We start from the raw sequence: 24,368 nt of genomic DNA, 5'->3' as shown, positions 1-24,368 counted from the left end.
GTCGAGGTCAATTTCAACAATCAAAAAACGAACCGTCATGTTTAAAATGCACTTTAAAATAGCTTGGAGAAATCTAATTAAGAATAAAGTATATTCTGGAATCAACATTATTGGGTTAGCCATTGGATTAACTGCTGGGTTTCTCATTCTACTCTATGTTAATTTCGAGCAGAGCTATGATAAGTTCCACAGTAACAAAAATTCTATTTACAGAGTAGTAGCAAATTTAGAGACACCTACCTCGGGAGAAATGAAAAGTAGTAGGCCTTCTTGCGCTGTGCCTCCTCACTTAGAAGAAGAATTTCCTGAGATTATTTCGGCAGTGCGTTTTATGCGATTAGAGTTATCGGTTCGAAAAGACGATACCAAACTGGTAGAAAATAATGCAGCAGCAGCCGATAAAGCATTTTTTGAAATGTTTGATTTTGACCTCTTACAGGGAGATGAAGCTACTGTACTTAAAGAGCCTTACAGTGTAGTGCTTAATCATGAAACAGCTAAGAGATATTTTGGTAACGAACCTGCCATAGGAAAAACGCTTCGTATTAAAGACGAAGATATAAAAGATTTAAGCTTCACGGTAACTGGGATTATGGATGACATTCCTGAAAATTCTCATATTCAAGCGAATATGATAATTTCGATGACAACTTACAGTAAAGGAGTATTGCCAAGAATAGATACTGCTTGGGGATTATATGATCCAGCAGCATATATTTTGGTACATCCAAATACCAGTCAAGCACAACTTGAAGCGAAATTCCCAGATTTTCTGGAGCGAAATACTGGGGATATGATGAGAGCAGATAAATTGTTCGTATCACTTTTTCTAGAACCCCTTGAAGATGTGTATTTAAAATCTGAGAGAGGGGGAGAATATAGTGGTGATATGGGAACTATTTATATCTTTTCCATAATTGCAATTTTTATCCTACTAATAGCATGTATCAACTTTATCAATCTAACCACCGCGCGTTCTGTTGAGAGAGCTAAAGAAGTGGGTGTTCGCAAAGTTATTGGTGCTGAGAAACGACAATTATCTTTACAGTTTGTAGGTGAGTCTATAATAATTAGCTTAATAGCTTTTGTAATTACTATTGGGTTAACGGCTATAATCTTACCTATGTTTAATGAGTTAGCCGGTAAGGAGATCAGTGCAGGGTTACTTTCCAATCCGATGAGTTTAGTGTACCTATTCTTAATCTCAATTGCTATTGGAGCATTTGCGGGTGTATATCCAGCATTTGTGCTCTCATCTTTTAAACCTGTAAATGTACTCAAAGGGAATTTTTCTACGGGTACACGAGGGATCGTACTAAGAAAAGGATTGGTAATTACTCAATTTACTATTTCGATTACTCTTATAATTGGAACGATTATCATTTATAATCAAATGAATTATATGCGTAATCAAGAGCTGGGATTTGATAAGGAACATACGGTTCTATTACCTGTCACAATTTCTCCTGCTCAAAAAGAATTGAAAGATAATATCGATAATATAACAGGTGTATTATCAACCACGCTAGCTTCAGCTGCTCCAGGAGTAGTGAATAATGCTGCATACTCTATTATCAAAAATAGTCAAGGAGAAGATCAGGTAGCCAATATTAACGCCTATTTTGTAGATCACGATTTCATTTCGCAATTTGATTTAAAAGTAATAGCAGGGCGAGAGTTTTCTAGAGAGTTTGTTACCGATTCTGCCGAAGGAATGATCATCAATGAGGAGGTCGTTAAATTATTGGGTTATACTTCACCCGAAGAAGCACTGGGTGCTAATTTTTCTCAATGGGGCAAAGAAGGGAAGGTTATTGGAGTGATTCAAAACTTTCATTTCAAATCGTTACAAAAAAGTATAGAACCGCTTACTATGACCATTAAACCAGATGAAACTGATTTATTGGCAATTAAAATAAGTGGGCAAAATATTCAACAAACCCTATCTGGTATCCAAAACAAATGGGAAACCATTTTACCAAATGATTCGTTTAATTACTATTTCTTAGACGAGGCATTCGATAGGCAATATCGCACTCAAGAGCGATTTGGGAGTTTATTTCTCAACTTTGCGATACTGGCTATTTTAATCTCATGTCTTGGTTTACTTGGTCTTGCTGCATATACAATGCTACAACGTAAACGAGAAATAGGAGTGCGTAAAGTGCTAGGAGCATCAGTTGCTGAGGTCGTTCGATTACTATCTACAGATTTCCTGAAATTGGTAGGTACAGCATTTCTGATTGCATCTCCACTTGCCTGGTTTATAATGAACGATTGGTTAGAAGATTTCGCGTACAGAATTCAAATACAATGGTGGATGTTCTTACTCGCAGGAACATGTGCTCTATTTATAGCATTGGCAACCGTAAGTTTCCACGCCATCAAAGCATCGTTGGCTAATCCTGTGAAAAGCCTTCGAACCGAATAACATCATCAAAAACGAATAGTTATGTTTAAGAATCATATAAAAATAGCTTGGAGAAACATTAGTAAAGATAGGATGTTTACTACCATTAAGATTGGAGGTTTCGCTATTGGAATTGCAGCTTGTATACTTATATTCTTATTTATAAGAGATGAAGTAAGTTATGATACTCATAATGGTAAAAAGGATCGAGTATATAGGGTTATTAGCGAGATTATATTTAATGGTGAGAAAGCTCAACATGTTTTCTTTCCTGCGCCATTTGCACAGGCATTGACGAATGATTATCCCGAGATTGAAAAATCTGGAAGATTTCTTAAACATGAACTATTAAGTCCGGTAGGGAAAGAATTAAGAATAAAAGATCAGCTAAAAAGTACGTTTGAAGAAGAGTTTGTCTATATAGACCCCAGTTTGCTAGAAATTTTGGATGTACCACTGGTCTTGGGGTCTAGAGAGAACGCATTGAAAAGTCCAAATTCTATTGTGATCTCCAAACGTAAAGCAGATAAGTATTTTCCCGAAGGTGATGCATTAGGTAAACAAATTATTTTAGATAACGATATCGATAACCCATACACAATTGGAGGTGTAATGGGTGAAATCGTTTCTAATTCACATTTCAATTACGACTTCTTAATCACTAAAGCAAATCATGATTTTTGGGAAGGAGAAAGCAATGATTGGCTGGCAAGTAATTATGCCAATTATGTGCTTTTAAAACCAGGTACCAACGTAGCAGAGCTGGAGACTAAACTAATGCAAACTTTTGATAAATATGCAGTACCAGCGCTTCAAGGAAATGCGTCTGAAGCTGAGATAAAAGAAATGCGTGATAGCTCACGGTTTATTTTACAACCTGTTACCGACATACATTTACGATCGGTTAATATTCACGATAATCTTTCTCATAGCGATATACGTTTTGTATGGTTATTTGGTGGGATAGCTATTTTTATTTTGATTTTAGCTTGTATTAATTTTATTAATCTATCTACCGCAAAATCTGCCAACAGAGCCAAAGAAGTTGGACTTCGAAAAACCGTAGGTGCTTTTAAAAGAAACTTGGTTACTCAGTTTCTTATAGAGTCAATAATTTTTAGTTGTATTTCGTTCGGAATTGGCGTGCTATTAACGTGGCTCTTATTACCTTATTTTAATGAGATCGCAGCCAAAAACCTGTTCATGCCATGGGAAACAATATGGTTTATCCCATCTATACTTATTGCAGCTCTTGGAGTTGGAATTTTAGCAGGGTTATATCCATCATTCTACCTATCTGCATTTAAACCAGTAGACGTTTTAAAAGGAAGTTTAAGCCTCGGGAGTAAAAGCGGTAACCTGAGAAGCGGATTGGTCGTTTTTCAATTTTCAGTTTCTGTAATTCTATTGATAGGCACGTTGGTGATCTATCGCCAGATGGATTATATTTTAAATGAAGAATTGGGATATGAAAAAGAGAATGTAATGGTGTTAAAAGGAACCAATACATTGGGTGAAAAAGTAACGACACTTAAAAAAGAATTACAATCGCTATCTGGAGTTACCCATGTTTCTATTGGAGATTATTTACCCATCACCGAAACCAAAAGAAATGGAAATTCCTTTTGGAAAGACGGACAAGTAGGAGAAAATAAAGGGGTTGCAGGTCAAATTTGGCAAGTCGATGAAGATTATATACAGACCCTAGGAATGAAACTAGTAGAAGGAAGGGATTTCTCAAAAGACTTAGCATCCGATGTTGAGAATGGAGCTGTAATCAATCAAAAAATGGTTGATCATTTAGGATTAACCGATCCTGTAGGGCAAAAAATCACAAATGGAGGACGAACTCTTAAAGTTATTGGTGTGTTACAGAATTTTCATTTTGACTCCCTAAAAGAAGATATTATGCCACTTTGCCTTGTAATGGGTAATAGTGCATCTATTGTAACCGCAAGAATACATGCGGGTAACTCGGGTGATGTTATTGCATCTGTAAAAACAATATGGGATAAGTTATCACCAAACCAAAACTTGAGATATACATTTTTAGACCAAAGATTTGCTGTTATGCATGAAGATATTCGTCGTTTAGGAATTATCTTCAACAGTTTTGCTCTTTTTGCACTCTTTGTAGCGTGTTTAGGTCTTTTTGCCTTGTCTGCCTTTATGGTAGAACAACGAAATAAAGAGATAAGTATTAGAATGGTACTGGGAGCTTCTCATTTCACTATCTATAAATTACTAAGTAAAGACTTCCTCAAATTGGTAGCAATATCCATTGTTATTGCTTCTCCAATCGCTTGGTATATTATGAATAGATGGCTCGAAGATTTTGCCTACAAAATCAGTATTAACTGGCAAGTTTTTGCACTATGCGCATTACTGGTAACTATCATAGCAATATTCACTGTGAGTTACCAATCTATACATGCAACTTTTATAAAACCACTTAGAAGTCTAAGAACAGAATAATATCATCAAAAAACGAATAGTTATGTTTAAAACCCATTTAAAAATAGCCTGGAGAAATCTTCAAAAAAGAAAAGTATTTGCTCTCATTAATGTATTGGGATTAGCTCTGGGTTTCGCATGCGGAATTCTAATTTTTCTTTTCGTTAATCATCATCTTCAGTATGATAATTTTCATGAAAACGAAGATAGAATTTATAGAATTGTAACCGAAGAACATCGAGATGGTATTGGGTATGAAACTGCAGTGCCACCTGGATTTGCAAAAGCGTTCAGGACAGACTATGATTATGCCGAAAAAGTTTCGAACACCTATTTCAGAGATGATTGGCAGATTAATAGTGCCGATGAGGCCAGCCAGCAACGTTTTAAAGAGAATCTTGCCTTTACCGAACCAAGCTTTTTTGAGATTTTTAATTTTCCCTTGCTTGAAAAATTAGGAGAAAGAACCTTATTAGAACCTAAAACAGCTTATGTCACTGAGAAGTTTGCCAAAAAAATGTTTGTAGGTGAAAATGCCCTGGGAAAAACATTTGTTTTAGAAAATCTGGAGACTATTCAGGTTATAGGTATTCTTAAAGACTTACCAGAGAACTCTATGATCGATAGAGATCTTTTTATTTCATATCCTACCATAAAAAGTTATGATGAATTTGTTGCCAGTGAAACCTGGGGAGGAATAAATGGTTCACTACGTTGTTATGCGCTTTTACACCCCAATCAGGATATAGCTCATATAGAACAAACATTAATAGAGTTGGTAGATAAACATCGCCCGAAAAGTAAAAATGTTCATCGTTACAAGTTACAACCCCTACATGATATTCATTTTAATAGTAACTATGACGGAATTAATGTAAACCTACTTTGGATATTTAGCCTAGTTGGAATTTTTTTAATTACTGTGGCTTGTATCAATTTTGTGAATATTTCTACTGCTCAGGCATTTACACGTTCCAAAGAAATAGGAATTAAAAAGGTGCTTGGGAGCAATAAAAAATACTTGTTTTGGCAATTTATTACCGAAACATTTATCATTAGTGTGTTGGCTATGGGTATTGGACTATTAATCACGATGACAGTGCTCCCATCTTTTAATGACCTTTTCGATCTTAACCTTTCTATATTCTCTTTACTAGATATCAAAGTAGTTTTATTGATAATAGTGCTACTAGCTGGGGTTTCTTTTTTTGCGGGAAGTTATCCCGGAATTTTACTCGCAAGGATTCTACCCACACTGGCGTTAAAAGGAAAGTTAACTCAGAAAGATGCAGGAGGGCAATTAACCAGAAAAGTACTAGTTACCGCACAGTTCATAATTTCTATTTTACTTATAGTAGGAACAGTAGTGATAGGGAAGCAAATTAGTTATGCGGTAAATGCGGACCTTGGATTTGATAAAGATGCTGTTGTGATGTTGAATATTCCTGAAGATTTAGAACATGTGAAAATTGAAGGGTTGAAAGAACGAATTGCTCAACTTGCAGGAGTAGAAAGTGTAACCGCATGTCTGGCAAGCCCTGGAGCTGCCTATAACATTTGGGGAACCAGTGTAAAATATAATAATCGTCCAGAATTCGAAGAGTTTTCAATTTCAGCAAAAATGGCCGATGAAGACTACATCAATACCTTTGGATTAGATCTTGTTGCTGGTAGAAACTTTAAAATGTCTGATTCTATTACCGAAGTGGTGGTTAATGAAAAACTTGCCCAAAAATTAGGATTAGGCTCCCCTGATGAACTTGTTGGAAAAATAGTTACCCTCAATGGAGGCTTTATTAAAGCAACAGTTTCTGGAGTAGTAGCCAATTTTCATGATCAAAATTTTCACTTAGATATTAGTCCGGTATTTATCGCTCCACAAACCAATGCATTTAGTGAATTAGCCATCAAAATAAATGGACGTGACACAAAAAATACCTTAACTGGTATTGAACAAAGATGGAGAGAAGTCTTTCCAAAATATATTTATGAATACAACTTTTTAGACAGTCGGGTAGCCGAGTTATATAATGAAGAACAACGTCTGTTGTCTTTATCTCGATTGTTTTCAGGATTAGCCATTTTTATAAGTTGCTTAGGGCTGTACGGGTTAATATCCTTTTTCGTGGCACAACGCACCAAAGAGGTAGGTATACGAAAAGTTCTGGGGAGTAATGTGTCTGGAATTTTGATACTATTCATGAAAGACTTTTTCAAGTTAATCCTTATCGCAGGAGCTATTGCTACTCCGTTGGCTTGGTATTTTATGAGTCGCTGGTTAGAAAATTACAAATATCGAACAGAGATGAGCTGGTGGATTTTTGTTGTATCTATCTCTGGGTTGTTACTTATTACCATGATTACTATAAGTTATCAAGCTATTAAAGCTGCAACAGCAAATCCTATAAACAGCCTTCGAAGCGAATAAATAATCAATCAAAAAAACAACAGTAATGTTTAAGAACTATATCAAAATAGCCTGGCGATCTCTCTGGAAAAACAGGTCGTTTACAATTCTGAATGTAATTGGATTATCAGTTGCATTTGGAGTAGCCATATTATTGAGTATGGCTGCGTTTTTTGAACTTTCTTATGATGATTTTCATGAACATGGTGATGAGGTTTATCAAGTATATGCCAATTGGCAAATACCAGAAGGGTCAGATATTTACACTTCTCAACCCATGCCTCTAGCACCAGCTTTAAAAGAGGAAGTACCAGGTGTACATAAAGTATCAAGGTATCTTGATGGCGGTATACTCGTATTGCTTGATGATAAAGAAATAACCGCAGATATTAGTTGGGTAGATCCGGAGTTTCTGCAGATGTTTTCATTTCCTGTAGAGCGCGGAGATACAAAAACAGTCATAAAAGATAAAAATACAGTAGCCATAACACAAAAAATGGCCAAAATTGCATTTGGAACTACAGATGTTATCGGTAAAACGATAAATCTATTTCTTGAGGGAAATAAACAACCTTTTGCGGTTAGTGCCGTTTTAAAAGATATTCCTGATAACAGTAGTGTTGAATTTGAAATTTTAGCTAATTTCCAAAGTGCACCTCGATATGATTATCTTAAAGATGAGTGGGATCACTCTAATCATGAGGTATATGTGCAACTTGAGAATGGAGTTTCTGCGAAGCAGTTTGAAGAAAGTTCCAGAGCTTTTATGAATCTTCATTTTTCGGGACCAATCGAAAACGCAAAAAGAGATGGAGCTTCGGTTAATGAGTTTGGAGAATATGTACAACTAAAGTTACACCCTTTTAAAGACCTTTATTTTACTTCATATCAAAGAGGTGAACTTGTTGTAAGTAGAGCACTACCATATGTTGTTTTAGGAATAGCCATCTTATTACTTTTTATAGCTTGTGTAAATTTTGTAAACATGAGCATAGCCAAAAGCACTTCCAGGCTGCAGGAAATAGGAATGCGAAAAACACTGGGAGCTGCAAAGAAACATGTATTCATGCAATTTTGGAGTGAAAGTATTTTGGTTTTTATAGCTACGCTGCTTTTGGGTGGGTTGTTAAGTGTATTGCTATTGGATGAATTTAAATCTTTATTTAATACTGGTGCAACCTTTACCAATACACTCTCTGTTTTAACCATTGCAGTGCTGGTTTTTGTTTTCTTCATTATTACAGCTGTTGCGGGAGGATACCCTGCGCTTCTACTCAGTAAATTAGGGACCTTACAGGCGCTAAAAGGAAAAATACAGGTTAACGGAAGAGATAAGGTGAGGGACCTACTTATGATCGTGCAGTTTGCCATTGTAATTCTACTAATAAGCGGAAGTTTTGTGCTTTGGGGTCAATTGCAATACATGCGAAACAAGGATTTAGGGTTTAATAAAGAGCAAGTAATTTCAGTGCCGTTAAATGGTAAAAAAGATGGATATAAGGTTATAAAACTATTGAGAGAAGAATTAAAAAATCATCCTGAAATTATAAGTATTACTGCTTCAGATAATAACCTAGGAAGAGGTAGAGATGGAAGCCGATACACGAGTTCATCTGGGTTCGATTATAAAAATAGACAAGTGGGAACCCATATGCTCATTGTAGATTATGATTATCTAGAAACTTTGGATATAGAACTGCTCGATGGAAGATCATTTGATCCAAGTTTTGCTACCGATAGCTTATCTGTCGTTATTAATGAAGCAATGGTTCAAGAATTGCAAGAGCCTGAACCTTTGGGCAAACGTCTGAGTGTTATTAGTGATAGCATACAGCATACGATTATTGGAGTCGTCAAAGATTTTAATTTTAGAGATTTAGACAAAGAAATAGAACCGCTTAGTCTGTTTATGACCAGTCAAAAAGAGGTGAGATATGCATATATTAAAATTGCATCTTCAAACATTTCTAAGAGTTATGATATTATAAAAGATACATGGTCAAAATTGGAACCAAACTCCGAATTTATAGGATCTTTTCTTGATGAGAATATAGATAGAACTTTTAGAAGAGAGCGAATTATGATCACCATCATAACTAGCGGAGCTATCATTTCAATCCTTCTTAGTTGTATAGGGTTATTGGCAATTTCATTGTTGGTGGTGAATAAACGTACAAAAGAAATAGGAGTTCGAAAGGTAGTAGGTGCCAATGTTCCTTCATTAGTAGTATTGTTGGCCAAGGACTTTGTGAAATTAGTTATAGTTGCATTTGTTATTGTGGTACCGGTTGCTTGGTGGTATGCTAACTTGTGGCTTGAGAAATATTCTTTTAGAATGGATCTAAATATTTGGTTGTTTTTAGGAGCAGGAATGGTGGCTTTGGGTATCGCTATTGCTACTATAAGCTTTGGTACTGTAAAAGCAGCACTACAAAACCCAGTAAAGAGTCTAAGAACAGAGTAATTCATCAAAAAAACAGTAATGCTAAAAAACTATATCAAAATTGCCTGGAGAAATGTAAAGAGGTACAAAGGGTACTCTTTGGTAAATATTGGAGGACTTACGATAGGTCTTGCGGCGGTGATTTTTATGCTCTTTTATATTAATCATGAGAGTAGTTATGATGCTTTTCATGCAAATTATGACAACCTTTTTAGGGTAGAAAGAGCTTCTATTAGTAATAATCAGAATTCAATTTGGGATAGTAATTCGTATAGGTTGTCTGAAGAACTTCCTAAATCTTTCCCCGAAATCATCGAGGCCACAAGCATTAAAAATACTTCAAATTATTTGGGTTTCAATGATGTTATGTATCATGAAAAGAATGGTTTGTTTGCAGATCATAAGTTTTTAGAATTGTTTACTCTAGATTTCCTTGAGGGAGATAAAAAAAGTGCATTACTAAACCCTATGAGTATAGCCGTATCTGAGTCGCTGGCTCAAAAGCTTTCTCCTGACCAAAGTATTATTGGAAAAACAGTACAACTAAATAAAAAACACGAGTATGTAGTGACTGGAGTATTTATCGATTATCCGGATAACTCTCATTTAAAATTCGACTACTTACTTTCCTTTAGTTCCTATGAAACAGAAACTGGAAATGCCAAGAATGGAGGCTGGGGAGATCATAACGCTACGATTTATGTGGTATTAGATCAAAAAGCATCTGTTGATGAAGTTTCTGAAAAGATAAAAGGTTTTTTATCGAGTCATATCTCCCTAGAAGATGGGATTAGAGAAGAGTTGATGCTAAGACCTGTTGGCGATATATACATGAAAACTTCAAAAGTAAGAGGGGGAGGGGGAAATCGTAGTGATATGATTGTGTTGTACCTTTTTCTTTCGGTAGTAATTTTTACCGGAATTATTACATTGTTTAATTATATCAATTCATCAACAGCTCAGGTAATGAATCGAGAGCTCGAAATTGGTATTAAAAAAGTGTTAGGAAGTACCAAAAGACATTTAAGATATCAGTTTGTGGTAGAATCACTTTTTATGGTATCAATTTCATTTGTTCTTTCGATAGGGTTGGTATTGTTATTTCTTCCCGTTTTTAACGAAGTTGTTGGCAAGAATATATCGATTGTTTTTGCTCAGGACTGGCCCTTTTTTGTGTATGCTGCAATTGGAGTATTACTAGCTGGAGTTTTAGCGGGGTTATACCCAGTTATATTTTTATCCTCTTTAAAAATTTCCTCTTTCCTTCAAGGAAATGCTTCAATAAAACGGAGGTCTGGGTTAAGAAAAGCATTGGTTGTTTTTCAATTAATACTGGTAATGCCAATGGTATTTGTTTCCATATTAATAATTCAACAATTTAAGTATATCGAGCAACGCGATATGGGATTTGAGAAGGGAGATTTATTGGTTTCACGAATAAGTGCAAGTACCCTTGAAGAAAAAGAAAAACTTGAAACTCTTGGGGGGGTACTGCTTGAGAACCCAAATATAACGCACTATTCAATTTCAGATTCTGGTCCATTTACTGGGGGTAGGCAATACCGAGTAAATTGGGAAGGAGGAGAGCCTAATGAAAAGGTAGTTCTAAGATCCCATGGTGTAGATTATGATTTTTTGAAAACCTACAAAATGCAACTGATAGAAGGGAGAGATTTTTCTGAAAAATATGCAACCGATTCACAAAAAGCATGCATCATTAATCAAACAGCGCTGGAGCTATTTGGCTGGAAAAAAGCTATAGGTAAAGGAATTGGAAATGACCGATATAAAGTAATAGGAGTTGTTAAAGATTTCAATGATTATACGGCTTTTAAGAAAATTCCACCAATGATTTTGGTTATGGATAATGAGATAGGCGGTAAAACCATCAGCATAAAAGTGAATTCAGAGAAAAGAGCAGAAATGCAAGCTTGGGTAAACACTGTTTTCAACGATAGTTTTCCAGATAGACCTATCGAATTTAGTTTTTTAGACGAAGATTTAGATGGTATCTTTTTAAGATCCTTGAAGGGAATGATCAATATTTTTATCTTTTTCTCTTTACTGGCTATTTTATTAGCAGTGCTCGGTCTGTATAGCCTGGTTTCATTTTCTACAAAATCTCAACAGAAAATGATTGCTATTCGTAAGGTGTTAGGGGCAAACGTTAAAAGTATATTTCTAATCATTGTAAAAGAATACCTTTTGCTATTTAGTATCGCAGCGGTTTTGGGCCTTTTAACAATTTACTTTATTGCAAATCAAATGATAGGTATTTTTCCTTACCATGAAGATGTTAAACTTGCTTATGTACTTGTTTCAGCAGTATTAGCCTTATTTATAGTTCTTATTTCTGTGAGTGGAAAAATATTCTCTGCCATATTACAAAACCCTATTAAAAGCTTAAAATCCGAATAAATCATCAAAAAAGCAGATTATGTATACGTTATATTTTAAAATAGCATTAAGGTATCTTTTAAAGAACAAACGGTATTCATTTATCAATATATCTGGCTTAGCCATTGGGGTAGCTTCTTTTATTTTGATAATGCTTTATGTAGGATACGAACGAAGCTATGATAAATTTGATGGTTCAGAAAACGTATATAGAGTTTATATGGATTATCTTACCGGAGATGCCTATGCTGCCGGAGATGCACAAACCTATAATCTGGTTGGTCCTACTTTAAAAAAGGAGTTTAGTGAAGTAGTAGACTACCTTCGTTTTTATCGATTAGGAAAGACAACTCTAAGAACTCAAGATCATATTTTACAAAGTGATAATGGGTGTATTGCAGATGCAAGTTATTTTGAAGTCTTTAATAAAAATCTCTTGAACGGCGATGTGAATACGGCGCTCAAAGAACCAAATACGATTGTATTAACCGAAACTTTGGCTAATAAGTTTTTTGGGAATCAAAACCCTGTAGGTAAAACAATTCAAGTTTATAGCGGGGTTCCTGCTACATTTACCATAACTGGAGTTCTAAAAGATCAACCTAAAAACTCTCATTTTAAAATCAATTACCTGATTTCATATAGCACCATGGCTAATTGGGGAGCTATTAGTGAAACTATTAAAAAACCCAGTTGGAACAACAATACATTCTACACTTATATACTAATTGATGAGAAGGCTGATGGGGCAGTACTTCAACAAAAAATACTCGATCGCGGATTAGAAGAAGTTAATGATGAGCGTATGAATATTGAACCTATAGAAGATATTCATCTTTATTCTAACAAACCTTACGAGGCCGAAGCCAATGGTAGTGCTATGCGAGTGAAGTTTTTAACCGCAATTGCATTTATAATTTTAATTCTCTCTTGGCTTAATTATATCAACTTGTCTACAACAAAATCACTAGAAAGAGCCAAAGAAATAGGAATTAGAAAGGTAGCAGGTGCACAAAAAAGACAATTGATTGTACAATCATTATTAGAATCTGTAATTCTGAATGTATTGGCTATTATTATTGCAGTTATTCTAGCTGTAATTGTTCTGCCTGCATATAACAATTTTACTGGCAAAGCCATGAATTTTGATGTTGAGGGAGCCTTACAGTTACTTCCTATTTTAGGGATAATTCTATTGGGAATGATATTGGCAGGGCTTTACCCGGCAATTGTATTAAGTAGTTACTCTCCGTCAAAAGCGCTAAAGGGAAAAATAAGAACTTCGGCGCAAGGGTTGCATATTCGAAAGGGCTTAATCATTACTCAATTTCTTGCCACAATTGTACTATTAATTGGTACAATAGTAGTTACCAAACAGATTAACTTTATGCAGGAGCAACCCATTGGTTCAGATCTGAATAATGTGATAGCCATAAAAGGAGAAATATTAAATGCTTCTACAGACTCATTATTAAGAAGAGACTATGGTTTCTTGATGGATGAACTCAAAAAAATGCCAACCGTTACCAAAACGGCTTTATCAAATACATACCCTGGAGATGGGTATGATAATTTGTCTTCTTTTATGGGTATGACTTACCCAGATGGTACGTTGAATGAGCAAAAGGTTTGGTATAATTATGAAGTGAACCCAGATTATTTTGAAGTAATGGGGATAGAGTTTTTGGCAGGACAAGGGTTTAAAGAGAATGTCAAAAAGTACAGTAATGACATTGTTGTAAATGCTGAGTTTGTAAAAGAAGTAGGTATTACCAATGTTGAAGACGCTATTTATAAGAAGGTAAAATTTTGGGGTCGAGAATGGAATATTGCAGGAGTCATTAAGGATTATCATCATTTTGGATTGAAAAATCCGGTCGAACCTATGGTACTGCGTCATTCACCAACGAGTGATGTGCTATTGGTAAAACTCGATGCAGGAATTACTTCTGTGGCAGGGTTTAATTCGATTATTAATGAACTTCAAAATAGATGGAATACAACTTTCCCCGAGAGTACATTTAATTACACGTTTATAGATCAAAAATTTCAGGCACAATATGAAGAAGATAATAAGTTTAGTGATGCTTTTAAAGTATTTACAGCATTAGCCATTTTTATTGCGGCGCTTGGGTTATTTGGTCTTACTTCCTATACCTGTATACAACGCAAAAAAGAAATTGGCATAAGAAAGGTAAACGGAGCCAGTATTTTCAAAATATTAAAACTACTTAATATCGATTTTATTAAGTGGGTGGGGATCGCATTTTTTATTGCTATTCCAATTTCCTGGTACGCTATGAATTCCTGGTTAGAGAATTTTGCGATAAAAACTTCAATTAGTTGGTGGATCTTCGTACTGGCAGGCATTAGCGCCTTGCTTATCACTTTACTCACAGTAAGTTGGCAAAGCTTTGTAGCTGCAAATGCAAATCCGGTAGATGCGCTTAGAGATGAATAAGAATTCAATCAAAAAACATACATCATGCTTAAGAATTATTTCAAGATTATCTGGAGGAATTTGATCCGAGAAAAGCAATTCACTTTTCTCAACATATTAGGCTTAACAATTGGCATAGCTAGTTGTTTTATGATAGGTCTATATGTGTATAGCGAAATGACTTATGATACGTTTCATGAAAAAGGAGATCGTATTTACAGGGTGAATCAATCTTATATTTGGGGTGACTGGAATAAGCAATACGCATCTACAGGACCAAATGTAGCTGTTGCCTTAAGACAGGATGCTCCAGAATTTGAAGAAGTTACCCGTATCCTAAATTCCGGAGCTCAAACAGTTCGACGAAAAAGCCAAAATGATGATAGAGATATGTTTAAAGAAGAAAAGTCGTTTTTGGCCGAAGACAATTTTTTCGATGTTTTCTCTTTTCAGTTTGAAAAAGGAGATGTGCAAACCGCTCTCAAAGAACCCAATAGCATGGTTATTACTCAAAAAACGGCACAACGTTATTTTGGTAGTGAAGATCCTATAGGTAAAAAACTAGAGGTGCGTGAGTCTAAGGGAGAGTGGAGTATTTTTACGGTGACTGCGGTGCTTGAAAATCTACCTAATAATTCTCATTTAGAATTTGATATTCTAATATCGTTATCTACTATTCAACAGCGATTAGATCGGCAAAATTGGTTGTGGGCCTGGACAGGATTTTCAACTTATGGGGTGGTCAAAGAAGGAACCGATGCTATGGCTCTGGAAGATAAAATTCAAGCTATTCCACCTAAATGGGCGGCACTAACCACTGAGCGATTGTTTAGTCAGTCTTATGAAGAATTTACCGATGGTAAAAAATGGCAATTGCACCTTCAGCCCTTACGAGAAGTATATCTGTCTAATGATCCCGAAGCTCATCTATTTGGCCCAAATGGAAATCCGCAGTTTGTAAAAATATTTAGTGCTATTGGTATCTTGATTCTTTTTCTGTGCTGTATTAATTTTATGAACCTTTCCACAGCAAGATCTTCAAAAAGAGCGAAAGAAGTTGGGATACGCAAAGTATTGGGGTCTGAAAGGAAAAGATTGATTAAGCAGTTCATTCTTGAATCTACATTGTTTGTAGCGTTAAGTACTGTTTTTGCTATTATTCTGGTTCAGTTTTTATTGGGTGGGTTTAATGCTATTGCAGATAAAGAACTATCACTGTTACCAGTATTAGGCAATCCTATTTTTGTGATTTTATTACTATCGTTTGTGTTACTTCTAGGGTTGTTTTCTGGAAGCTATCCTGCTTTTTATCTATCAGCCTTTAAACCTATTGAAACGCTAAAAGGAAAGGTAACTTCAGTTTTTAAAGGTAAAAACTTGCGAAACGGTTTGGTGGTATTTCAGTTTACTATCTCGATTGCCTTAATTATATGTGCATTTTTTGTTCAAAAGCAGTTGTCGTATACCTCTAATTTAGATTTAGGGTTGCTAAAAGATAATGTACTACAAATTCACAATGTCGAACAACTGGGAGACAAGGTAGAGACACTTAAAGAGAAGCTAAAAACGAATCCGGCATTTACAAATGTTGGTCTTTCCTTTGGGATTCCGCCTAATGTTACTTCTGGAGATAAGTACCGTGCTTTTGGTCCAGAAAACCCTGCATTACATTTTGAAGATGTGCGTACCGAAGGTGATTTCTTAGACCTTTTGGGTCTGGAGTTTTTGGCCGGCCGTAATTTTGATCCTCTTCGTGAGAATGATAAGTATGGAGTAGTTTTAAATGAAGAGGCGGTTAAGATTTTGGGTTGGGGTACAAAGGAAACCTTTGCTACAGACTCTCCAATAGGAAAGTATGTAGCTATGACCAATGAAAGCGCTGATAAAATGGAAGTATTGGGAGTGGTTAAAAATTTCAACTTTAGTTCTACCAAAAAAGAAATAGGGCCGCTTGTTATTCTACATCAAGATAATGATTGGGTTTGGAATTATGGAAGAGGCCGCACTTTTTTGGCCGCTAGATTTGATGATAAATCTGTAAAAACCTCGGGAGAACTGCAATCATTGATCGATGCTATACAAGAAGAAATAGCAGTTATGGATCCCTCGGTATTGTTTGAATATAGCTTTTTGGACCAGGAGTTTGATGCTACCTTTAAATCTGAACAGAGAATGGCAGTTATTCTGAATATTTTTACCATTTTGGCTTTGGTAATTGCATGTCTGGGATTATTTGGGTTAGCAGCCTTTTCTGCAGAACAGCGGGTAAAGGAGCTGGGAATCAGAAAAGTTCTTGGTGCCAAAGTTTCAGAGCTGGCAATGCTTTTTTCTTCTGAGTTTACTAAGCTTATTTTAATCGCGATCGTTCTCGCTTCTCCCGTAGCTTATTTCCTTGTTCAGGAATGGTTAGAAAACTTTGCATATAAAACCCCTATAGAATTTTGGGTATTCGGTATTGCTGCACTTAGCGCGGTAATCATTACGATTGCAACAGTAAGTTTTCAAACTATGAAAATAGCAATGTCTAATCCCATTAATAGTCTGCGAGTAGAGTAGCAAAGTTAAACTGAAATTATGATTAAGAATTATTTCAAAATAGCATGGAGAAATGCACTTCGTCAAAAGCAATTTAGTATCCTAAATATCATTGGATTAAGCATAGGTATTGCTACTTGTTTTATTATTGGGTTTTATGTGCATAGTGAGTTGAGCTACGATATGTTTCATGAAAAAGGTGATCGTATCTATAGAGTAAATCAACCTGATATTTGGGGTGACTGGGAAGAACAAGTGTCTAGTACAGGGCCTAATGTCGCCATTGCTTTGCGAGAAGATGTTCCCGAATTTGAAGAGGTAACCAGAATCTTGAATACCGGGGCTCAAATTCTTCGTGTTCAAGATGATGTTGAGAGTAATGTCTACAATGAGGAATTTTATTATGCTGCCGAAGAAAATTTCTTTGATATTTTTTCTTTTCCATGGCTTAAAGGGAATAAAGCAACTGCCTTGGGTCAACCTATGAGCATGATACTATCTGAGGAAAAGGCCAAAATTTACTTTGGAAATAACGACCCTATAGGAAAAACAGTTGAGGTGAAAGATTGGCAAGGGCATTGGCAAACTTATACGGTAAAAGGAGTTATAGAAAATATTCCTTACAAGTCCCATCTTCAGTTTGATGTTTTGGTTTCTCTAAGCAGTTTTTCTGATCAAATGAAAAGAGACGGATGGAAATGGATTTGGACTGCTTTTGGGACATATGCTCTGGTAAAAGAAGGGACAGATATTTCAACTCTTACAGATAAACTTCAGGCGATACCTCCAAAATGGGCTCCACCCACCACTGAACGTATTTTTAATCAAACGTTCGAAGAATTCACCAAGGGCTATCCTTGGAAACTAGATTTGCAACCTCTTAAGGAGATTTATAGATCGGGATCACCAGATTTCCATACGTTTGGTCCTACCGGAAACCCAATGTATGTAAAGATCTTCGGAGCAATAGGAATACTGGTATTAATACTTTCTAGTATTAATTTTATGAACCTATCTACCGCAAGATCATCAAAACGAGCTAAAGAAATAGGAGTTAGAAAAGTGTTGGGGTCTCAAAAAACTGCTCTTATTAAGCAGTTTATTTTAGAATCTACATTATTTGTTTTTTTAGGGACTTTTATAGCATTGTTACTAGTGCAGTTGAGCTTAGGAGTATTTAATACTATAGCCAACACAGAACTGGAGTTGCTTACTTATTTGAGTAATCCTTTATTCTTGGTAATCGTTGGGGTATTTATTTTAATGCTGGGTATTATTTCTGGAAGCTATCCAGCTTTCTATCTTTCTGCTTTTCGTCCTGCCGAGACACTAAAAGGGAAAATAAGCAGTAGATTTAAAGGTAAGGGTGTAAGAAATTCTTTGGTAATATTTCAGTTTACGATTTCAATAGCATTGGTTATCTGTACTTTGTTTGTTCAGAAACAATTAAAGTATACATCATCATTAGATATTGGATTTAATAGAGATCACATTCTTCAAATTCATAATATAGAGCAATTGGGATTTGATACCGAATCTCTTAAAACAAAACTACAATCGAATCCAGCCTTTGATAAAGTAGGAAAGTCTTTTGGGCTACCACCCAATATTTGGACAGGTGATCGTTATAAGACTACTGAAGGAAATAGTGATGTCGTTCAACTTAGAAATGTACGCACAGAGGAAGACTATTTAGATCTTTTGGGAGTAGAATTTGTAGCAGGAAGAAATTTTGATACTTCGGCCAGACCTAATGATAAATATAAGGTAATTCTTAATGAAGAAGCGGTTAAAAAGCTAGGGTGGGGGATCAAAGATAATTATGCAAATGAATCTCCCATTGGTAAAATAGTAGCTCTGGCTTCTGGCGATGAAGATGAGTTTGAAGTGATTGGTGTCGTAAAGGACTTTAATTTTAATAGTGTTCGACAAGAAATAGGTCCTTTGGTTATTATTCATCATCAAAATGATAAGGTTTGGGATTATGGGGCTGGTTTATCCTATTACTCGATGAGACTACATCAAGAATCTTTTACTAATGCCTCTGATATACAGGAAGTAATTACTAGTGTACAAGAAGAAATAGCACAAATTGATCCTTCGTTTCCTTTTGAATATAGCTTTATGGATCAAGATTTTAACAACACCTTTGTTGCAGAACAGCAAATGGGATTGGTGTTAAACATATTTACAGTTATGGCTCTAATAATTGCTTGTCTTGGTTTATTTGGACTTGCAGCCTTTACTGCAGAACAGCGGGTTAAAGAATTGGGAATACGAAAGGTTCTTGGTGCAAAAATATCTGAGTTGGTGGTCTTATTTACTTCAGAATTTGCGAAACTGATTATTATTTCAATAGCAATAGCAATTCCTATTGCATACTTTCTTGTTGATGATTGGCTTACAAATTTTGCCTACAGAACTTCAATAGATCTATGGGTATTTGCACTAGCTGCTGTTTTTGCTCTCGCTATAACAGTACTTACAGTTAGTTTTCAAGCTCTTAAATCTGCATTGGTAAATCCTGTAGAGAGTTTACGAGCAGAATAAACAAAATTAAAACGGAAGATTATGATTAAGAATTATTTCAAAATAGCATGGAGAAACTTATTGAAACATAAGTTGTTTTCGTTCATCAATATCTTTGGTCTGGCAGTCGGACTCGCAACCTGTCTATTATTAACCTTGTATATTATGGATGAGGTGAGTTATGATAAGCACCATAAAAATGCAGATCGTGTACATCGTATTTTTATGAAATCTGCAGGAACAGAATTGGCTACCACAGCGGCCCCTATGGCACAAACTTTACAAGATGAATTCCCAGAGATTGAAATGGCCACAAGGGTACTCAAATTCCCTAATGTCGATAAGTTTCTATTAAAAAACAAAAAGGAAGATATCAAGCTTTACGAAACCAATGGGTACTATGTAGATTCTACTTTTTTTAAGGTGCTAACCTATGATTTTAAGTATGGTGTTGGGAGTACTGCCCTAAATAGACCTAATATGGTCGTGCTTTCTGAAGATGTAGCGTTTAAATTATTTGGAGAGAAAAATCCGGTGAATGAGGTTATCGATATTGAAATTCCTTATGGAGTAACGCAATATACTGTAGGAGGAGTATTTCGAAATGACTCTTACAAATCTCATATTAATGCCAACCTATTACTATCGATGAAAAATAATGATGTGGGTACATGGGTCGATAGTCAAGAAGGATTACTGGGTAACAATCTGTTTTACACTTATCTTAAATTCAAAGAAGGAAGTTCTGTAGCTAATTTTGAGCGGAAACTACCAGATTTTACACAACGACATCTAGGCGCTCAACTAGCAGAAAGTAATTTTGAAAGAAACTACTTTACACAACCGCTGGAGGATATTTATCTCAATTCGAATATGCAATGGGAACTAGCTCCAAATGGAAGTATGACCTATATCTATATTTTTAGTGCAATAGCAGCATTTTTACTATTGATCGCATGTGTGAATTTTATGAATTTGTCTACCGCAAGATCAGAAAAGAGGGCTAGAGAAGTTGGAATGCGAAAAGTGCTTGGTGCCAAGAAAAATGCACTGGTTTTTCAGTTTTTTGGAGAGTCTTTACTACTATGTTTATTGGCACTATCTATAGCATTGCTATTGGTTTGGACACTTTTGCCCGTTTTTAACACCCTTATTCAAAAACAATTAGACCTTTTTGCGCACCCAAGTATTTTGATTATCATTTTTGGGTTGACGATACTTACCAGCTTGTTATCAGGTTTATATCCTGCGTTGTACTTGTCTTCTTTTACGCCAATTACAGTGCTTAAGGGAGCTTTGGTGAATTCAATTTCGGCCAAGTCTATACGAAAAGGGCTTGTTGTGTTTCAGTTTGCTGTATCGGCAGTATTGATCTTAGTTTCTGGGGTCATTTGGCAACAAATGAATTTTTTGAAAAATAAAGACCTTGGATTCAAAAAAGAACAACAGTTACTCATACCTCTACGTAGTGTTGAGGTTGCAGAAAATTATGCAACTTTTAAGACTGAGCTCTTAAAAAATCCTAATGTGGTTTCAGCAAGTGTGGGAGATTCCTACCCCGGTTTGCATGTGATCAGTGACAATGGCTTTTATGCAGAAGACAAAACCATTCATGACAATGTATACACCAGGTATGGTCAAGTAGCAGATGATTATATTGAGACTTTGGGATACACATTATTACATGGTAGAACGTTCTCAAAAAACAGGGCAAGTGATTCACTTTCAATAATACTTAATAAGACGGCAGTAGAGCAAATTGGATATAACCCAGAAACCGCAGTAGGGAGAAAAGTGTTTTACGGAAATGCAGAAGAGAAAAACTATCTTGAGATTATCGGGGTTATTGAAGATTTTAATTTCAAAAGTCTTCATGAACCTATTGCTCCATATGCTTTGCTCAGTTTGGGGCAAGCAAATCCTAATTATTTTGTAGCTACCTTAAGTCACAATAACTTTGCCACAACTATAAAAGAAATTCAATCACTTTGGGAAAGATTAAACCCAAATATTCCTTTTGAATATTCATTCTTAGACGAGAATTTTTATGGTAATTACGCTGCAGAGCAACGTACTTCGAAGGTCGTTTTTTGGTTTATGCTTATTGCCATTTTTATTGCTTGTATAGGATTGTTCGGACTAGCTTCTTTTAGCACAGAGCAACGCAAGAAAGAAGTAGGAATACGAAGAGTATTGGGTGCTTCGGTTTTAGGAATCACCACCCTACATCTCAAAGACTTCTTAAAATTGGTATTTACGGCCATGTTGGTTGCCAGTCCGCTGGCATACTATGCAGGAAACAGATGGTTAGAAAATTTTGCGTATAAAATTGAAATAAGCTGGGTGCATTTTGTGGTAGCAACCGTATTGGCAGTTGTTATTGCGATCTCTACCGTTGGTTTTCATGTAGTAAAAGCCGCTTTGTCTAACCCAGTAAAGAGTTTACGAACAGAATAAATATGATAAAATAGTAAATTATTATGCTTTTAAAATTAAATAATCTATCAAAATGGGTGCAGTCTGGAGGACAGAAAATACACCTTCTTAAAGACGTTAGTTTTTGGGTAAATGAAGGAGATTTTATTTCGGTAATGGGACCTTCTGGTTCAGGAAAATCTACCTTGCTTAATATTATTGGGATGTTAGACGATTTTAATGAAGGGGAATATACGTTTATGGACGAAGCGGTACATAACTTAAAAGAAAAGCACCGCTCTAATCTTTATAAACAATATATAGGATTTGTTTTTCAATCGTACCATCTCATAGACGAACTTACGGTTAAAGAGAACCTCGAAATGCCCTTGTTATACAAAAAACATGGGGGTGCAGAACGAAAAGCATTGGTTGCCGATATGTTAGACCGTTTTAATATTGTTGGTAAAAAAGATCTTTTCCCTGCTCAACTTAGTGGTGGGCAACAACAATTGGTAGGTATAGCACGTGCTTTAATCGCGAATCCTAAATTAATATTGGCCGACGAACCTACCGGTAATCTAAATTCAAAACAAGGGGAGGAAATTATGGATATTTTTACCCAACTGAATAAGGAAGGAGTCACCATTATTCAGGTTACTCATTCTGAAAAGAATATGAAATATGGTTCAAGAGTGATTAATTTGCTAGACGGAAGTATAGTTACAGGGTAGAAAATTAATAAAGTTCCTTCCCAGGCAATAAAGGAAGGAACTTTTAAAGTCTTCTATGTTTCCTTAGATAATTCTACTCACTATCTGGCGTTGCAGTAAATTGTCGTATTGCTGTATTAGGTTCTATGATATTGTAGCCTTTCCAGAATTCAGGATCGTATTTAGAGAGGTATTCAGGTTTTATTCCAGAATTTTCTTTACTGTTTTTATAATCGGCTTCAGAGAGTTGCTCAGAATCGAAAACTACAATTTCATATTTACGTTGATAGGTGTTCACTGCATTAATGTCTAATGACAATTCATTTTGTTTGCGTCTGCCTTTTACGTGCTTGTTCTTTTCGATTACCTTCAATGGGCGATCAAAACCAAAGAATCCACCACGGTACATTTCCATGAACTTAAGGTCATATTTTTGATTAGCACCTTTGGTAAATCCCATTTTTGCACGATATAAGTTATCTTGATAGTGAATCCCTAAGAGTTTAAAATTTCTAAAATTCCTAACGTTTTCATAATCGGCTCTTACAATTGCAAAGTCCTCGGTATTTATGTATAAAGTCCCTTTAAAATCTTCATTCCTTTTGGGTTCAAAATTGATGATGTATACACTTTGGTCATCTAGATAAGTGTAGTCTACAAGTTCAAAGTTATACCTGCCCGATTTGTTCAAAAAATTAGACATTACATCTTTATTGAAGAACAAGCTTGAGAATAGACTTTCTAACCCACTTTTTCTATATTTCAAGAACTTACTTTTGTCTTCTTTATTCTGTTTGTCTAGTTCGTCTTTTACAGCTTCAGAATCTTCGGTTTGTTCCAAAATTGAATCTACCTGTACTTTGGTGCCAAATAACCCAGATTTAATTTTAAGATATGAATCTCGCTTCACGTTTTCTTTAAAAATGGTTTCCATGCGTTTAGACATCGCTTCTAGAGATACAGTTTTACTCTTGTCGTATAATTCTGCAGCTTTGGTGATATGTAGTTTTCTTTTGTCGAAGTCTCCGTATAAATCACATAAAATTTCGGTATAGTAAGAAGATTTTCGAGGGATAATAGAAACCACGCTATCTATTAATTTTTTGTTTAATTCTTTTATAGTTGATTTTTTGAAATCAATGTCTAATTTCTTTAGGCTATTAAATTCAGACTCTCTAAAAAACAATCGCCTTTTTGACAGTTCGAAATTGTAATTTTCAGAAAGTTGATCTTTAACATTCTCCATGATTTCATCTATGGTGAGATGTTTATTCGAAACAAACACACTTTTTAACTCAATAGCTTTAGGAGCAATATAGATAATACTATCTGTAGCTTGATTTATCGCTACTCCTACTTTTTCATATCCCATAGAAGAAATATAAATAGAATCAATATCGGCCAGATTTTGATCAATATTTAGGCTAAAACGGCCTTCTTCGTTGGTAATGATCCCTTGATTTTCGCCAATTTGAATAGTTGCATAAGGTATAGGTTCATTTGTTTTTTGATCTATCACTTTTGATGTTATGGTTTGTGCTGTGGTAAGTGATATAGCACTAAAAAATAAGAATATAGATGTTACTACTTTGATGTTTGTCATGATGTATTATTTACTTATTCTT

At 35.4% G+C, this 24,368-nt stretch carries 11 protein-coding genes; 10 read left to right on the top strand and 1 reads right to left on the bottom strand.

Features of this window, described 5'->3' with window-relative positions; translation table 11 throughout:
- Positions 1–37 precede the first annotated feature (37 nt).
- From M0D21_RS16410 to M0D21_RS16365, 10 genes are read left to right on the top strand one after another with little or no spacing between them, the layout of a single operon-like run.
- Entirely contained in the window at positions 38–2,431 is a 2,394-nt protein-coding gene (locus tag M0D21_RS16410) for an ABC transporter permease (RefSeq protein WP_248331520.1), read from the top strand.
- Positions 2,432–2,452: 21 nt separating this feature from the next.
- On the top strand, positions 2,453–4,885 hold the full coding sequence (locus M0D21_RS16405) for an ABC transporter permease (RefSeq protein ID WP_248331518.1): 2,433 nt from the start codon (positions 2,453–2,455) through the stop codon (positions 4,883–4,885).
- 22 nt (positions 4,886–4,907) lie between these two features.
- On the top strand, positions 4,908–7,292 hold the full coding sequence (locus tag M0D21_RS16400; RefSeq protein WP_248331516.1) for an ABC transporter permease: 2,385 nt from the start codon (positions 4,908–4,910) through the stop codon (positions 7,290–7,292).
- Positions 7,293–7,317: 25 nt separating this feature from the next.
- The gene (locus M0D21_RS16395) at positions 7,318–9,735 is read left to right on the top strand and encodes an ABC transporter permease (RefSeq protein WP_248331514.1); all 2,418 of its coding nucleotides are present in this window, start codon (positions 7,318–7,320) and stop codon (positions 9,733–9,735) included.
- An 18-nt stretch (positions 9,736–9,753) separates the two neighbouring features.
- Complete coding sequence (locus M0D21_RS16390) at positions 9,754–12,132, top strand: ABC transporter permease (protein WP_248331512.1); 2,379 nt, start codon at positions 9,754–9,756, stop codon at positions 12,130–12,132.
- 19 nt (positions 12,133–12,151) lie between these two features.
- Positions 12,152–14,572: an ABC transporter permease gene (locus M0D21_RS16385; protein ID WP_248331511.1), complete on the top strand. Its 2,421-nt coding sequence runs from the start codon at positions 12,152–12,154 to the stop codon at positions 14,570–14,572.
- Positions 14,573–14,596: 24 nt separating this feature from the next.
- Positions 14,597–17,107, top strand: coding sequence for an ABC transporter permease (locus M0D21_RS16380; protein ID WP_248331509.1), 2,511 nt, complete (start codon positions 14,597–14,599; stop codon positions 17,105–17,107).
- Positions 17,108–17,125: 18 nt separating this feature from the next.
- Positions 17,126–19,636, top strand: coding sequence for an ABC transporter permease (locus tag M0D21_RS16375; protein ID WP_248331507.1), 2,511 nt, complete (start codon positions 17,126–17,128; stop codon positions 19,634–19,636).
- Between the two features lie 21 nt (positions 19,637–19,657).
- On the top strand, positions 19,658–22,072 hold the full coding sequence (locus M0D21_RS16370) for an ABC transporter permease (protein ID WP_248331505.1): 2,415 nt from the start codon (positions 19,658–19,660) through the stop codon (positions 22,070–22,072).
- A gap of 23 nt (positions 22,073–22,095) precedes the next feature.
- Entirely contained in the window at positions 22,096–22,764 is a 669-nt protein-coding gene (locus M0D21_RS16365; RefSeq protein ID WP_248331503.1) for an ABC transporter ATP-binding protein, read from the top strand.
- Positions 22,765–22,837: 73 nt separating this feature from the next.
- Here M0D21_RS16365 and M0D21_RS16360 read toward each other — a convergent pair whose 3' ends face one another.
- Positions 22,838–24,346, bottom strand: a complete 1,509-nt coding sequence (locus M0D21_RS16360; RefSeq protein ID WP_248331501.1) for a carboxypeptidase-like regulatory domain-containing protein — start codon at positions 24,344–24,346, stop codon at positions 22,838–22,840.
- Positions 24,347–24,368: the final 22 nt, after the last annotated feature.

The sequence above is a fragment of the Aquimarina acroporae genome, assembly GCF_023195925.1.
Classification (GTDB): Bacteria; Bacteroidota; Bacteroidia; order Flavobacteriales; family Flavobacteriaceae; genus Aquimarina; species Aquimarina acroporae.
This window is presented reverse-complemented; position numbering and strand designations above follow the sequence as displayed.

Coding starts and splice junctions, on each gene's coding strand:
- M0D21_RS16365 (WP_248331503.1), top strand. CDS start 22,096: ATGCTTTTAAAATTAAATAATCTATCAAAATGGGTGCAGTCTGGAGGA.
- M0D21_RS16400 (WP_248331516.1), top strand. CDS start 4,908: ATGTTTAAAACCCATTTAAAAATAGCCTGGAGAAATCTTCAAAAAAGA.
- M0D21_RS16410 (WP_248331520.1), top strand. CDS start 38: ATGTTTAAAATGCACTTTAAAATAGCTTGGAGAAATCTAATTAAGAAT.
- M0D21_RS16375 (WP_248331507.1), top strand. CDS start 17,126: ATGATTAAGAATTATTTCAAAATAGCATGGAGAAATGCACTTCGTCAA.
- M0D21_RS16395 (WP_248331514.1), top strand. CDS start 7,318: ATGTTTAAGAACTATATCAAAATAGCCTGGCGATCTCTCTGGAAAAAC.
- M0D21_RS16380 (WP_248331509.1), top strand. CDS start 14,597: ATGCTTAAGAATTATTTCAAGATTATCTGGAGGAATTTGATCCGAGAA.
- M0D21_RS16385 (WP_248331511.1), top strand. CDS start 12,152: ATGTATACGTTATATTTTAAAATAGCATTAAGGTATCTTTTAAAGAAC.
- M0D21_RS16405 (WP_248331518.1), top strand. CDS start 2,453: ATGTTTAAGAATCATATAAAAATAGCTTGGAGAAACATTAGTAAAGAT.
- M0D21_RS16390 (WP_248331512.1), top strand. CDS start 9,754: ATGCTAAAAAACTATATCAAAATTGCCTGGAGAAATGTAAAGAGGTAC.
- M0D21_RS16360 (WP_248331501.1), bottom strand. CDS start 24,346: ATGACAAACATCAAAGTAGTAACATCTATATTCTTATTTTTTAGTGCT.
- M0D21_RS16370 (WP_248331505.1), top strand. CDS start 19,658: ATGATTAAGAATTATTTCAAAATAGCATGGAGAAACTTATTGAAACAT.